The sequence below is a fragment of the Klebsiella sp. WOUb02 genome (assembly GCF_050058015.1).
GTDB lineage: Bacteria > Pseudomonadota > Gammaproteobacteria > Enterobacterales > Enterobacteriaceae > Klebsiella.
Map to the genome: position 1 here is coordinate 58,901 of NZ_CP170105.1, position 14,074 is coordinate 72,974.

Sequence of the window (14,074 nt, forward strand, 5' to 3'; positions counted from 1 at the left end):
AAACAGGGCCTTGTAGTGGTCAACTAATACTGGCCACCGCATTAGACTGTATGTAGTACAGTCGCTCCGATTCGTTTGGCGTTAAGCCGCCGTTGTACCAGTGAGGCCGCACGGCGCTGTAATAGCCCGTGATATATCGGATTATCGCGCTCTGGGCCTCGTTGAAGCTGTTGTAGCCCTTCGTCGGCACCCATTCTGTCTTCAGGCTCCGGAAGAACCGCTCCATTGGGGCGTTATCCCAGCAGTTGCCCCGCCGACTCATGCTTTGCTTTATCCGACAGCGCCACAGTGCTTGCCGATATTTGCGGCTGGTATAATGGCTGCCCTGGTCACTGTGGAACATTACGCCTGTTGGGCGACCTCGCATCTCCCAGGCCATCTGCAACGCTTTGACCGTCAGTGTCGAGTCCGGCAACGTCGACATGGCCCAGCCCACCGGTTTACGGGCGAACAGATCCAGCACCACCGCCAGATAAGCCCAGCATTTACCTGTCCAGATGTAGGTCACATCGCCACACCAGACCTGGTCTGGTTCTGTGACCGCGAACTGGCGGTTGAGATGATTCAGTATTTCAACGTGCTCGTTACCGCCACGCCTGTACTTGTGGGTGGGTACCTGACAGCTGGCGATGCCCAGCTCAGTCATCAGCCTACCGGCCAGCCAACGCCCCATTTTGACACCGGAGTCCCGGGTAACGATGCTCGCGATGCTTCGGGCGCCGGCAGAACCGCCACTGGCGTTCCAGGCCTCCATGACCTGGCTGCGTTTATTCACGCGCTCCCCGTCTGGCTCATTGGCCGAAGCCTGCCAGTGCCTGTAGCTGCTGCGATGTACCTTAAAGGTCAGGCACAGGGTCGTAACCGGGTATCGCGCCCTTAGCCTGTCGACTACCGTGAACCGTTGAGTGAGTCCGACATTAAGAGCGCCGTAGCCTTTTTTAATATTTCATTTTCCATTTCAAGGCGTTGTATTTTTTTCTTCATCTCACGCAGCTCAAGCTGCTCAGGGGTGAGAGGAAGCCCGGCAGGGGTTTTACCTTGTCGCTCCAGCCTGAGTTTATTGACCCAGCGAGTCAGAGCGGAATGGCTGACATTAACCGCTTCGGCGGCCTTAACAAATGTGTAGCCGTGGTCGACAACCAGTTTTGCAGCTTCGAGCTTAAATTCAGCCGTGAAATGTTTAGCCATTTGATCACCTGTCGTGTTGTGGAGGTGAGCATATCACCTCCGATCAGGTGGCCAGTATCAGTGTGCCACTACACCTGTACGTCACCATGGTAGTGACAGCAAATGTCACCACGGTGGTGACAGTCACCATGATGGTGACACTGTCCCTACGGTGGTGACAAAAAGTGTCACCAAAACAGTGACAGACCTGTCACCACAACAGGGACACACAAAAGACACTATTACAAAAGACAAGAAAGACAATATTACCCCTATAGTCCCCGCCGGGGACGAGTGTGAAAAACCGGCTGGCGATGACGTGATTCAGGAAGAACTCAGGACCGACCCTGTAAGACTGGTTTTTACTCACTGGCAGACCGAACACCACCACCCAACAGCAAAGCTTGACGACAAACGCCGCAAGCGCATCAAGGCCCGACTGGCAGAAGGTTTCACCGCAGATGAACTCTGCCGGGCAATATCCGGAGCCAAAGGTGATCCGTGGCTCATGGGCAAGAATCCTTCCAGAAAACGCTATGACGGCATTGAAACACTTCTGCGTGACGCCGCGCAGGTCGAAAAGTTGCGTGACCTGGCTGGAGATGCTCATGCCATGGCAATCGCGCAAGGGCAGTACTCAGCAACAACCGCACGTAACCTCGAAACCCTCCAGCGCTGGGCTGGCGGATCTGATTCAGGAGAGCTTTTCTGATGAACGACACTGAAAAATCAAAATTCGCCCAGTCCATGGCGGCAATTGGGGAGATTTACGGGAAGGACATCTCCGAAGTGATGATAGGGATTTACTGGAACGCGCTGAAGCCGTACCCGGTTGAGGACGTAATGCGCTCTTTCCAGGGGCATACCCGAGATACCGACACCGGCCAGTTTTTTCCAAAGCCTGCTGACCTTCTGCGCCATATCGAAGGCAACAAAGACGGTCGGGCGCTGCTTGCCTGGTCTAAGGCCTACAAAGCCATTTGCAGCTACGGTCGGCGCAATAGCGTTGTGTTCGACGACCCGACTATCCATGCGGTGATTGCTGATATGGGGGGATGGATTGAGTTCGCCGGGATGAGTGAAGAGGAAACGCCGTTTCGGGCTCGCGAGTTCGAAAAACGCTACCGCTCTTACCTGATTACGGGCGTCAGCAAATGCGAAACGGTGATGATCGGCATGGATGATGCGCAGAACATGCGGGCTGGCTTCCAGCGCGAACCAATGCCTTTCCTGATTGGCGAGAAGGATAAAGCCAAACTCATTCGCAACGGGCAGGCGCTCATTGAGCACAGGTGGCAGTGATGAAACGTATATTGATGCAGACGGTGAAAACACTTGGGTTGAATGGGATAGCGTCAAGGAGGCACAGCATGACTGATATCACCGAACTGGCGCTGATTGCCAAAATCAAAAAACAGCTCGAAAACTTTGACACTGTGGTGCTTCGAGAGGCTGATGCTAACGCTCTGGTAGCCGCGCTGGCTATCGCGGCCAGCCATTACAAAGATAAGGCTGAACACGAAGCAAACCGCGCTGATAGCGCCGAGCACAAGCTAAACCTGGCGAACGACACCATCACCGACATGCAGACCCGCCAGCGCGACGTTGCGGCACTGGATGCCAAATACACCGGAGAACTGGCAGATGCTAAAGCCACTATCGATCAGCTTGAGCGTGATGTTGCTTCTGGCAAGCGTCGGCTGCAGCTCAACGCCACCTGCCCAGCGAACGGAGCGACCGGCACCGGCGGCATGGGCGATGCTTCCGGCCCCCGACTTACAGACTCCGCTGAACGGGATTATTTCACCCTCAGAGAGCGAATCGACACAGTGACGAAGCAGGTCGGCTATCTGCAGGACTACATCCGCACACAGTGCCTGAAATAGAGGAGTTAGCATGCTGCTGATTTCGGTCAACTTTCCGTGGCATTAAAAGCAAAAATGCCAACGGCTAACGAACTTTTTTCCATCGTAAAGCAGGTTGAAGATGAGATGGCTGACAAGCCACTTAATGCCGAAACAGTCTTTACCTTCGTAGAGGAAGTAAAAAAGCGCGTAGCTGACCTGATTATTATTGAAGTGGCATAGCGGCATTACAGGAGCCATTCACCGAGTGGCTTCGATAATGCTGGTAAGAAAAGGACCTGAAGAAGGAGGGCTCATCCTTGAGCCTGGTCAAGCTTAACTTTATCAGAACAGGACAAAGTCTTATTAATCATATGGCAGATCAGGTTTTTAACAAGTTTGAAACAATACATTAGGAGTTTTCCTGGGGTGTCAGTGGCCAACATTCCTGAGGATAATATCTACGTGAGGGATTGATCATGACTAAGCCTGACTGGGAGGCCATAAAAGCGGCGTACCAGACTGGCGAGGCAGTAAGGAGCATTGCTCGCAGGTTTGGTGTTTCGCATACAGCGATAAATAAGCGAGCAAAGGATGAGGGGTGGGAAAAGGTTTCCACTGGAAAGTTTCCACTGGAAACTGGAAACCAGAAGCGGAAACCAGATAAAGCCAGTAAAGGCAATGCTTCGGGAGAAGTTTCGATTCCGAAGAGTGACAATTCACCACCAGATACGAAACCGATACGCGGGGTGCGTACCGATCCCCCGACCAACCCATTCCAGCGCGGGAATCAGGAAGCTGTAAAACATGGTGGTTATGCCCGGAGAATGCTTTTCAAAGATGACGTCATTGAAGATGCCAGGGTACTGCAACTTGAGGATGAACTCTTTCGTCTTCGGGCTAATAACCTGACAGCTGCTGAGAATATAGGCCGCTGGCTAACGTTGATGGAAGATGCTGAAAGTGATGAGGCGCGGGACAAATTGGCAGCGCTCATGGTTGCTGCTGATAAAGCCATGATGCGTAACACAGTGCGCATTGAGTCCATCGTCGGCACGCTTGCGACGGTAGGCAAAATATTTGCTGACACGGATTATCGCAAAGCCGCTACTGACAAGGTATCACTGGAGGCAGATCGCTTGCGCCGTGATGCTGGCATAGATGATGGCAACGGAGAGCGTGACCTCAATGACTTCTACTCTGATATCCAGGCCGACGCTGAATCCGGCACTACGTCCGTTCTGGGCGACGAGAGCCAGGAATAAAGTGCTTTACGGAGGCCGTTCATCGTCAAAATCATGGGATGCTGCTGGTATTGCTATATTCCTGTCGAACAAATACAGCCTTCGCTTGACGTTGCCGATAGCGGCGCAGATAAGTGCGCTAACGTCTATCGCCACGGTTCGGTAGTGTACTGGGCTGATGAGTGGAAGGCGAAAGAGGACGAATTGCTGAAGAGCTGCCAGCGTACCTATCAGGCAGCAATGGGACGTGAGGCGGATATTGTTTACGACTCTATTGGTGTCGGCGCTTCAGCTGGCGCCAAATTCTCAGAGATAAACGAGGATCGCAAGCGAGAGAACATGTACGCCTCGCACATTAACTACCAGCGGTTTAATGCTGGTGCCAGCGTAAACGAGCCAGACAATGAATACATTGGCATTCCGAATAAAGACTTTTTCGCAAACCTTAAGGCACAGGCATGGTGGCTGGTAGCGGATCGCTTCCGTAATACCTTCAACGCGGTTAAGAACGGTGAGCAGTACCCGGTAGATGAGCTGATAAGTATCGACTCATCTTGTCCGCTGCTGGAAAAGCTCAAGCTGGAACTTACCACCCCGCATCGCGATTTTGACAAAAACGGGCGCGTGATGGTGGAAAGCAAGAAGGACCTCGCCAAGCGTGACGTTCCATCTCCTAACGTTGCTGACGCTTTCATAATGGCGTTTGCACCGACGGATTCCGCACTGGATATCTGGGAAGCGTTGGGAAACAGCTAAACACCAGGAAATACCCCCTTCGACATAAATCCGGGCTATTCACTTTTAGGCCCTGTTTATGCACGTTTTATTCATGCACTTTTAGCCACTTTACCCTGTGAAATAAGCCTTTGGCGGACATTTCATCATGGGAGGGATCCGGCTGGTGCGGGTAACAGTCATTATGTTAAATCGGGTCGTTTTTTAACAACTTATCTGTTTCGTCACTGGTATCAAAATAACTGGAGTATCAACGCAATGGCGAAGAAAACAGGACGAGTCGCCACGGCGGATTCGTACGATAACTTTATTGCCCGTGTCGGCATGCAGCAGCCAAACCAGCATGCCGCATCGACCTACAGGGCGAACTATACCAGCCGTAACCGCCTGCTCATCGAGTGGGCTTATCGTTCCTCCTGGATTATTGGCGCTGCTGTCGATTCGAAAGCAGATGATATGACGAAAAAGGGCGTGCGGATCACCAGTGAGATAGACCCGAAACGTCGCGGCGTCCTGGAGTCGAAATTTGATGAGCTGAAGCTATGGGACTGTATCAACGAAACGTTGAAGTGGTCCCGACTGTATGGCGGGGCAGTGGCGCTGATTCTGATTGAAGGTCAGGCACCACTGACGCCGCTGATTCTGGACAAGGTTGGTAAGGGCAGCTTTAAAGGTCTGGCTGTACTTGACCGCTGGATGATTAACCCGCAGCTCACCAGGCGCATTAAAGCGCTTGGGCCTAATCTCGGTAAGCCTGAGTTCTACGACATCGTGACGACGGCGCAGGGGCTGCCTGCGTGGAACGTTCACCACAGCCGCCTGATCCGTATGGATGGTGTGAAACTGCCTTACCAGCAGAAAATCACCGAAAACGAATGGGGCATGTCCATTGTTGATTGACTACTCAGGGGTAATTGACGACTGGGCTGAAATGGTTGGCCGCAAGATGTTCGCCCAGGTAGAACAGGAAGAGTGGAATCAGTGGCGGTCTGTCTCTGAAGAGATTTCGGTAGGGTTGCGCGACGTGGTCAGCAACACCCCGATCGGTATGGTGGCGCAGGATATTGTCTACCGCCAGATTCGCTATATGAAGTCCCTGCCATTAGAGGCGGCAGGCCGCGTAAGAGAAATTCAGGAAAGAGCCATACAGGCCGTTATCAACGGCGAGCGCCCGGATCAGCTCTACGAGATGATTATGGAAACGGGCGGCGTAGCAGCCAGCAGAGCACGCATGATAGCCCGTACGGAGATTGGCCGCGCTACCGGAGCATTGACGCAGGCGCGAGCGCTGGCCGTTGGTTCTGAGGGTTACTGGTGGCGTATTGAAGGGGCTGGCACCCGACCATCACACCGCAAAATGAAAGATAAGTTTGTGCGCTGGGATAACCCGCCAACGCTAGACGGGATGACAGGCCATGCAGGATGCCTACCGAACTGCAAATGCTGGTCGGAAGTTCAGATACCGGAGCCGAGAAAATGAGTAAACACAACTATTACACTTATTTCGAGGGTATTAACAAAGACGGAGTTGCCGTGTATAGCGGCAATAGCAGCTTCTACACTGAGCCATCCTGTGCTGATGGCGAGATTATTGAAGAGCACTCCAGGTACTTGCTTCTCGTTGCTCAACAAGCAAATCCCAAGGTTTTACGAATAGTGATAAAGAGCATTACAAAACTGTAGGTAATAACTTAAGAAAATACAGCTTTCACCACCGACTCTAACCGAAACCTCATACCCGTTAAATGTTATCAAAATGTTGCATTCGAAAAGGCTTCATTTCTGGTTAGATAAACGCTGGTTTCAGGGCTTTAGCGGGACATTTTAATTCAGTCCAATTTCGGTGGTGCGGGTAAGAACCATTATGTTAAATAGCCCGGTATTTCGGACAATTATCCCTTTACTGAAGGTCGCCAATGATCGGCCTTTTTTCTTGCCTGATAGCAGCAGGTAACTCATGAAATATTTCTTTAAAACCCGTCTGGGGAACACGCGATTCCAGCTCGCTGATGGGTCGGTGCTATTCAAAGATGTGCCGATCGGTCGCACAGGCGAGCAGGAGTACGACAAGACCGAGCGACCAGAGCCTGAAATCATCCCGGATTCGCGCGGGAAGATCATTGTACGTCGGACACCTGAGGAGGTGTTCAGTGAGCGTGCCATTGCTTCTTTCGAAGGTATGGCCGTAACGATTGGTCACCCTCGTGATTTCAATGGCGAAATTATTTTTGTTGCCCCTGATAACTGGCGGCTGCTGGCTCACGGACACATTCAAAACGTCAGGCGCGGGGAGGGCGATAAGTCCGATCTTCTGCTTGCTGATGTCATTGTCAAAAGCCCTGAAGGACTCCAGGCGATTGATGATGGCGATGATGAGGTTAGCTGTGGATACATGCTGACTATAAATCAATTTCACCCGGTCTCGCGATTCAGTCTGCGATAACCGGAAATCATCTGGCTCTTGTTCCTAATGGCAGGGCTGGTATCCGATGCAAAATAGGGGACGCTATGCAAAGCACTACTAAAAACTGGTTTACCCGGCTCCTTAAAGCCCGCAAAACCGGGGACGCCGCTGAAATGGCGAGCCTTATCGATAACCCGCCTGATGATGTCACGGGCGATAACGATGTATCGACCTCTATGACACCCGGCGGAGTGGTCATTAACCTTGCGCCGCAAAATCCGCTTCCCGGCCCGGCATTGCCTGGTACCGGCGATGGTGAGGAAGAAATTCCTGCATGGGGTAAGGCGCTGATTGAGACGGTTGCCAAGCTGACCCCGGCAGCGGCAACAGGTGATGAAGATGAAGAAGAGAAGGACGAGAAAGAGGGCGCCGTTACTGGTGACGCCGCTTATCGTGCCGATCTTATTCAGCCTGGTATCCAGTTACCATCTTCGGCAAAACCGACCGCGTTCAAGCGCTCTGTGCTGGCAACCGCTGATCAGGTGATGGTGCGCTCTATCGTGGGTGATGCTGATATCACCAAGCTAAAAAAAGCCACTGTGGATATGGCCTTTAACGCGGTGTCTGAGCTGGCGAAAAACCGCAATACCGCATTGCAAACAACAGACAGTATTCGTTCTATGAATACCACCACTATCAAAACCATCGCGGAAATTAACGCTGCCGCGAAGGAACTCTGGGCTAAACGCTAACGAGGCATTCAATGGACAACACTATTCTCTACCGGATGTCTTCGGGCATCGCCGGTGCAATTTCACGTCCGCAAGATCTGACGGTTGAACCCCAGACGCTGGACAGCACGAAGGTATTCGCCGCGTACGGCCTCGCCGGGAAGTTCTCTGCAGGAAAGTTTGTGCCGATTGAGGCGGCTGATACGGCTGCTGTTGTGGTCGGTATCTATGTTCGTCCATATCCGACGGCATCTCAGCCTGACAAGGTTCGCCAGATTGGCACTGGCTTTAACTTCGCGGGCGACTGCATGAAGCGTGGCTATGTGGGGGTGAATCTCGGTGCAGATGCCAGCGCTGTGGCGCTTGGTGGCGCGGTGTTTATGCGCGTGCAAGCCCGCTGGGTGCCTTCCTCGCGGCTGCGGATGGCGCGAATACCGTGCAGATCACCAACGCTTACTTCAATGGCCCTGGCGACACGAACGGCTACATTGAACTGGCCTTTAATATTTAAGGAAATCGCAAATGCAGACATTTGACCAGGCCACCATCGATAGCACTGGTGCCTTTCTTATTCATGAACTGGAACGCCTCGATCAGACGCTGAACCTGCCTCTGACTATCCAGACGTGGAGTCGCGACATTCAACTGCGCGAAGACGTGTCTATCGCGGACGAAATCAGACTCGTTCACTAACTCCACCTTTGCGGCATCGGGTACGCCTAATGCCAACGGTAAGAACTGGATCAGTCCGCTGGCCACTGCGATTGCCGGTGTCAATGTTGATATCGAAAAATCAGGCTTTCCGCTCACGTTATGGGGGATGGAACTGGGCTGGACAGTTATTGAACTGAATGCTGCGGCGCAGGTCGGTCGCCCCATCGATACCCAGAAATACGACGGCATGCAGCTGAAGTGGGGTATGGATACCGATGAGCAGGTTTATATCGGTGACACGGCAAAAGGCGCTAAAGGTCTGCTTAACCTGTCTCAGGTGACGCCGACCAACGCAACCAAAACGTGGGCCACCTCAAACCTCTCTATGCGCATGGCTTCCTTTTGCGTGCGATTCAATACGTCGTGAGGAAAAAATAATGCCGTTTCTCGATGTGACTGAAGTCCTGTTAGACCCGGATTTTGTCGATCTGACGCTGGTATGTCACCGGCAGGTGCAGACGGTTGACGAAGATAACTTCCCGATCAATACGCCGCAGGATATCCCGTTCTCCGGGGTGGTGACCGTTGACCGCTCTCTGGAAGCTAATGCCTCGCTGGAGTATACCAACTGGTACGGGCTGGCAATTGCCGACAGTGCCGATCTGGTTGATGCTGACGTAATTTCGGTTGCTGCGGCGATCGAGGCATCCAGCCTGAGCCGCATTCTGGCCGTTACCACTGATGATGTGAATGTGCTGGTGTCGGGAAATACCGACAACATCGGCTATAAGCTGAAAGCCGCTGGCTACAGCCGTACGTTCTGGCAGTACAGCTCCAGCAGCAAATATGCTGCTATCTCGGCCTTTGGCCGCGCATTCACGGTGAATTTCACCGGCAGCAATACCACCATCACCCTGAAGTTTAAAACTGAGCCGGGTATTACCTACGAGACGCTGACAACCGCACAGGCCGCTGCTATTGATGCCATTAACGGTAACGTCTACGTCTACTACGCCAACGATACGGCGATTATCCAGCAGGGTGTGATGGCGAACGGTGACTTCTTTGATGAGCGCCACGGACTGGACTGGCTGCAGAACTTCGTTCAGACCAATCTCTATAACCTGCTGTACACCTCGACCACCAAAATCCCGCAGACCGACGCAGGCGTTACCCGGTTACTGATCATATCCTAGGTAGGGAATGCGCAGAGAGGTTGCGCGGGCCCTGGCCTCGGCTTCAATGTCCAGCGGGTTAACTGCGTCTCTGTCTCCTCCAAAGTCCATAAGGCTCATCGACTCAGCGTTTTTATCATGCTGAGTTCTTGAAACCGCGCCATCCACAGTCAGTTTTGCAGCAAGCAAATAGTCGCCCATACCCTCTTCGCCTGAACCCAGGTTTACGCGAAGAACCCAGCCAATTTACAATCAGCTTTTTCAGAGGGTTACAACATGCTGATTGGTTATGCACGGGTGTCCACGGGGGATCAAAACCTCGATTTACAGAAAAATGCGCTGATTCGCGCAGAATGTGAGCTGATTTACGAGGATACGGCGAGCGGAAAGAACGCGAGGAGACCGGGATTAAAGCGCGCGCTCCGGCGGCTCCGGTAACGGCGCCACACGGCAGCAGGTCGCGGACGTGATCGGGGTGGGCGTGAAAACGGTTTACAAATATTTTCCCGCTGACGGATCAAGGTAAAAAGCCCCTCGTTGGAACGAGGGGAACCAGGTTTACGTGCTACCTATTTTTTATTCACTCACTCAATGCGTTCATTTCCCTGTGAACGCTCTCTTTATACATAAAGAATATGGAAAAAATATGGAAAAAGAGAGATATGGCTCAGGTGGTATGGCCGTCGAAGGCATTAACTTCATGAGATAAGTAAACTCATTGCCAACAGAACCAGCATGCAGACGAAGGTTGTTTCAAGTCCCAAAACGGAACCTTATCGATAAAGAAAAAAAACCGCCCAGAGAAAGGCGGTGTCAAATTCGACAGTGAAATATGCTACACACACATTCAGGAGCCCCATCGTAGCTCCAGACCTCATAGCAATGAGGTTTTCAGATGATAATTCATCAAACTGGTGGAAAAATGGAGGGTTTAAGGAGTTGTTTGTTTAAAATATTTCATCTGAACAAAGGTAGCGGGCGATGCGCTAACAACAGTGGATGGTGAGGCGATAGAGGGTGAGGGTGTTTACGGCGTAGTCACATTTTCCGTTAACGATCTGCGTCGGGATGACTGCCCTGTTTAATGAAAGGATTTAGTTTCTCGATAAAACATAAGAAGAGCCTTGCGATAATCCTAGTTCGTTCCTGTAACGTATCCCTTGCTGACGATTAAGGCGCTACAGTGTAATATGCAGACCAGTATACGGACAGGTAGGTTTGCGATAGTGTCCACCGATGCGTCCATTAAATAGAAAACGTTACAAAGTAAGGTTAAAAAATCCTTATATATGAAGAATATAAGAAACTTTTCAATCATCGCCCACATCGACCACGGTAAGTCTACGTTGTCTGACCGTATCATCCAGATTTGCGGTGGCCTTTCCGATCGTGAAATGGAAGCCCAGGTACTGGATTCCATGGATCTTGAGCGTGAGCGCGGCATTACCATTAAAGCGCAGAGCGTCACCCTGGATTATAAGGCTACCAACGGCGAGACCTACCAGCTGAACTTTATCGACACCCCGGGACACGTCGACTTCTCCTATGAAGTTTCGCGCTCTCTGGCCGCCTGCGAAGGCGCGCTGCTGGTTGTCGATGCTGGTCAAGGGGTTGAGGCCCAAACGCTGGCGAACTGTTATACCGCGATGGAAATGGATCTGGAAGTTGTGCCGGTCCTCAACAAAATCGACCTGCCTGCGGCCGATCCGGAGCGCGTGGCGGAAGAAATTGAAGATATCGTCGGCATTGACGCCACCGATGCGGTGCGCTGCTCGGCGAAGACCGGCGTAGGCGTTCCCGACGTGCTGGAGCGACTGGTGCGCGACATTCCGCCGCCGGAAGGTGATCCGGACGCCCCGCTGCAGGCGCTGATCATCGACTCCTGGTTCGATAACTATCTCGGCGTCGTTTCGCTGGTGCGGATTAAAAACGGCACCATGCGCAAGGGCGACAAAATCAAGGTCATCAGTACCGGACAGGTTTATAACGCCGATCGCCTCGGTATCTTTACGCCGAAACAGGTCGATCGTACCGAGCTGAAATGCGGCGAAGTAGGCTGGCTGGTATGCGCGATTAAAGACATCCTCGGCGCGCCGGTGGGCGATACCTTGACCACTGCCCGTAATCCGGCGGACAAAGCGCTGCCAGGTTTCAAAAAGGTCAAACCGCAGGTATACGCCGGCCTGTTCCCGGTTAGCTCTGACGATTACGAAAGCTTCCGCGATGCGCTGGGCAAGCTGAGCCTCAACGACGCCTCGCTGTTCTATGAACCAGAAAGCTCGACGGCGCTGGGCTTTGGCTTCCGCTGCGGTTTCCTTGGCCTGCTGCACATGGAGATCATCCAGGAGCGTCTGGAGCGCGAATACGATCTGGACCTGATTACCACCGCGCCAACGGTGGTCTATGAAGTCGAGACCACGGCGAAAGAGGTTATCTACGTCGACAGCCCGTCCAAGCTGCCGCCGCTGAATAACATTTACGAGCTGCGCGAGCCGATTGCCGAGTGTCATATGCTGCTGCCGCAGGAGTACCTCGGCAACGTCATCACCCTGTGCATTGAGAAACGCGGCGTGCAGACCAACATGGTTTACCACGGTAAACAGGTTGCGCTGACCTATGAAATCCCGATGGCGGAAGTGGTGCTCGACTTCTTCGATCGCCTGAAGTCAACGTCCCGCGGCTACGCGTCGCTGGACTACAACTTCAAGCGCTTCCAGGCATCCAACATGGTGCGCGTCGATGTGCTGATCAACGGCGAGCGCGTCGATGCGCTGGCGCTGATCACCCACAACGATAACGCCCCGTACCGCGGCCGCGAGCTGGTGGAGAAGATGAAAGAGCTGATCCCGCGTCAACAGTTCGATATCGCCATTCAGGCGGCAATCGGCAACCACATCATCGCCCGTTCCACCGTTAAGCAGCTGCGTAAAAACGTGCTGGCGAAGTGCTACGGCGGTGACGTCAGCCGTAAGAAAAAGCTGCTGCAGAAGCAGAAAGACGGTAAGAAACGTATGAAGCAAGTGGGCAACGTTGAGCTGCCGCAGGAAGCGTTCCTCGCCATTCTGCACGTCGGTAAAGACGGAAAATAACCATTAAGGAGCTGTCATGGCGAACATGTTTGCCCTGATCCTGGTGATCGCAACCCTGGTAACGGGGCTTTTATGGTGTCTGGATAAGTTTATCTTCGCACCGAAGCGCCGCGCAGCCCAGGCCGCCGCTCAGGCGGCGACCGGCGAAGGGCTTGATAAAACAACGCTGAAGAAAGTCGGCCCGAAACCGGGCTGGCTGGAAACCGGGGCCTCGGTGTTCCCGGTGCTGGCCATCGTGCTGGTGGTGCGCTCATTTATTTATGAGCCGTTCCAGATCCCGTCGGGCTCGATGATGCCGACGCTGCTGATCGGCGATTTTATTCTGGTAGAGAAGTTTGCTTACGGGATTAAAGATCCTATCTACCAGAAAACGCTGATCGAAACCGGGCATCCGAAGCGCGGCGATATTGTGGTGTTTAAATACCCGGAAGATCCGCGTCTCGACTACATCAAGCGCGCGGTGGGCTTACCGGGTGATAAAGTCACCTACGATCCGCTGACCAAGCAGGTGACCATCTTGCCGGGATGCAGCTCCGGCCAGGCGTGCGGCAACGCGCTGCCGGTCACTTACTCCAACGTCGAGCCGAGCGATTTTGTTCAGACCTTCTCGCGCAGCAACGGCGGGGAAGCGACCAGCGGATTCTGGCAGACTGCCGAAGGGCGAGAGCAAGGCGGACGGTATCCGTCTGACCGAGCGCAAAGAGACGCTGGGTGAGGTGACCCATAGGATTCTGACCGTGCCGATTGCCCAGGATCAGGTGGGGATGTACTACCATCAGTCCGGTCTGCCGCTGGCGACCTGGATTGTGCCGCCGGGCCACTATTTCATGATGGGCGACAACCGCGATAATAGCGCGGATAGCCGCTACTGGGGCTTTGTGCCGGAAGCAAACCTGGTGGGCAAAGCTACCGCCATCTGGATGAGCTTCGAAAAACAGGAAGGCGAGTGGCCGACCGGCGTGCGTTTATCGCGCATCGGCAGCATCCACTAATTTCCCCGGCCGATTCACGCTGCCGCCGCAATATTGGCA

9 protein-coding genes and 10 pseudogenes are annotated in these 14,074 nt (G+C 53.1%); 17 read left to right on the forward strand and 2 right to left on the reverse strand.

From position 1 onward, the window contains the following. Positions 1–19 precede the first annotated feature (19 nt). Positions 20–1,188, reverse strand: a protein-coding gene (locus ABOC21_RS00875; RefSeq protein WP_426811963.1) for an IS3 family transposase whose coding sequence is annotated in 2 segments (ribosomal slippage) — positions 20–933 and positions 933–1,188 — 1,170 coding nt in all. Because the reading frame shifts where the segments join, the coding sequence is not laid out codon by codon here. A gap of 154 nt (positions 1,189–1,342) precedes the next feature. Between ABOC21_RS00875 and ABOC21_RS00880 the strand changes: the two genes are divergently transcribed. The 13 genes and pseudogenes from ABOC21_RS00880 to ABOC21_RS00940 all read left to right on the forward strand — a co-directional run. Continuing rightward, positions 1,343–1,879: a hypothetical protein gene (locus ABOC21_RS00880; RefSeq protein ID WP_426811964.1), complete on the forward strand. Its 537-nt coding sequence runs from the start codon at positions 1,343–1,345 to the stop codon at positions 1,877–1,879. Further along, positions 1,879–2,469 (forward strand): DUF6475 domain-containing protein, encoded by a 591-nt coding sequence (locus ABOC21_RS00885; RefSeq protein ID WP_426811965.1) that lies wholly within the window; start codon positions 1,879–1,881, stop codon positions 2,467–2,469. Before ABOC21_RS00880 ends, ABOC21_RS00885 begins: the two co-directional genes overlap by 1 nt. Before the next feature lie 68 nt (positions 2,470–2,537). Beyond that, a complete protein-coding gene (locus tag ABOC21_RS00890) occupies positions 2,538–3,053 on the forward strand; it encodes a lysis protein (RefSeq protein ID WP_426811966.1) in 516 nt (171 codons plus the stop codon). A 36-nt stretch (positions 3,054–3,089) separates the two neighbouring features. Then, the gene (locus ABOC21_RS00895; protein ID WP_426811967.1) at positions 3,090–3,254 is read left to right on the forward strand and encodes a hypothetical protein; all 165 of its coding nucleotides are present in this window, start codon (positions 3,090–3,092) and stop codon (positions 3,252–3,254) included. A 506-nt stretch (positions 3,255–3,760) separates the two neighbouring features. Further along, positions 3,761–4,276, forward strand: coding sequence for a hypothetical protein (locus ABOC21_RS00900; RefSeq protein WP_426812010.1), 516 nt, complete (start codon positions 3,761–3,763; stop codon positions 4,274–4,276). Then, positions 4,200–5,011, forward strand: a pseudogene (locus ABOC21_RS00905) (hypothetical protein). The gene ABOC21_RS00900 and the pseudogene ABOC21_RS00905 overlap by 77 nt, the downstream one beginning before the upstream one ends. 237 nt (positions 5,012–5,248) lie before the next feature. Further along, positions 5,249–5,887 (forward strand): annotated as a pseudogene (locus tag ABOC21_RS00910) (anti-CBASS protein Acb1 family protein); the annotation flags it as partial. Positions 5,888–5,921: 34 nt separating this feature from the next. Continuing rightward, positions 5,922–6,470: a phage minor head protein gene (locus ABOC21_RS00915; protein ID WP_426812011.1), complete on the forward strand. Its 549-nt coding sequence runs from the start codon at positions 5,922–5,924 to the stop codon at positions 6,468–6,470. A gap of 477 nt (positions 6,471–6,947) precedes the next feature. After that, positions 6,948–8,146 (forward strand): annotated as a pseudogene (locus ABOC21_RS00920) (DUF2213 domain-containing protein). Positions 8,147–8,157: 11 nt separating this feature from the next. After that, positions 8,158–8,636: pseudogene (locus ABOC21_RS00925) on the forward strand (structural cement protein Gp24). Positions 8,637–8,647: 11 nt separating this feature from the next. After that, positions 8,648–9,179: pseudogene (locus ABOC21_RS00930) on the forward strand (major capsid family protein); the annotation flags it as partial. Between the two features lie 37 nt (positions 9,180–9,216). Next, positions 9,217–9,384, forward strand: a pseudogene (locus ABOC21_RS00935) (head-tail adaptor); the annotation flags it as partial. Continuing rightward, a pseudogene (locus tag ABOC21_RS00940) lies at positions 9,376–9,963 on the forward strand (DUF3383 family protein); the annotation flags it as partial. The pseudogenes ABOC21_RS00935 and ABOC21_RS00940, both read left to right, overlap by 9 nt. Here ABOC21_RS00940 and ABOC21_RS00945 read toward each other — a convergent pair. Further along, entirely contained in the window at positions 9,958–10,155 is a 198-nt protein-coding gene (locus ABOC21_RS00945) for a hypothetical protein (RefSeq protein ID WP_426811968.1), read from the reverse strand. The pseudogene ABOC21_RS00940 and the gene ABOC21_RS00945 overlap by 6 nt on opposite strands. A gap of 75 nt (positions 10,156–10,230) precedes the next feature. On the opposite strand from ABOC21_RS00945, the pseudogene ABOC21_RS00950 reads away from it, so the two are divergent. The 4 genes and pseudogenes from ABOC21_RS00950 to lepB all read left to right on the forward strand — a co-directional run. Continuing rightward, positions 10,231–10,389: pseudogene (locus tag ABOC21_RS00950) on the forward strand (recombinase family protein); the annotation flags it as partial. A 10-nt stretch (positions 10,390–10,399) separates the two neighbouring features. Further along, positions 10,400–10,480, forward strand: a pseudogene (locus ABOC21_RS00955) (helix-turn-helix domain-containing protein); the annotation flags it as partial. A gap of 763 nt (positions 10,481–11,243) precedes the next feature. Beyond that, entirely contained in the window at positions 11,244–13,043 is a 1,800-nt protein-coding gene (gene lepA / locus ABOC21_RS00960; protein ID WP_426811969.1) for a translation elongation factor 4, read from the forward strand. 16 nt (positions 13,044–13,059) lie between these two features. Next, positions 13,060–14,035: pseudogene (gene lepB / locus ABOC21_RS00965) on the forward strand (signal peptidase I). Positions 14,036–14,074: the final 39 nt, after the last annotated feature.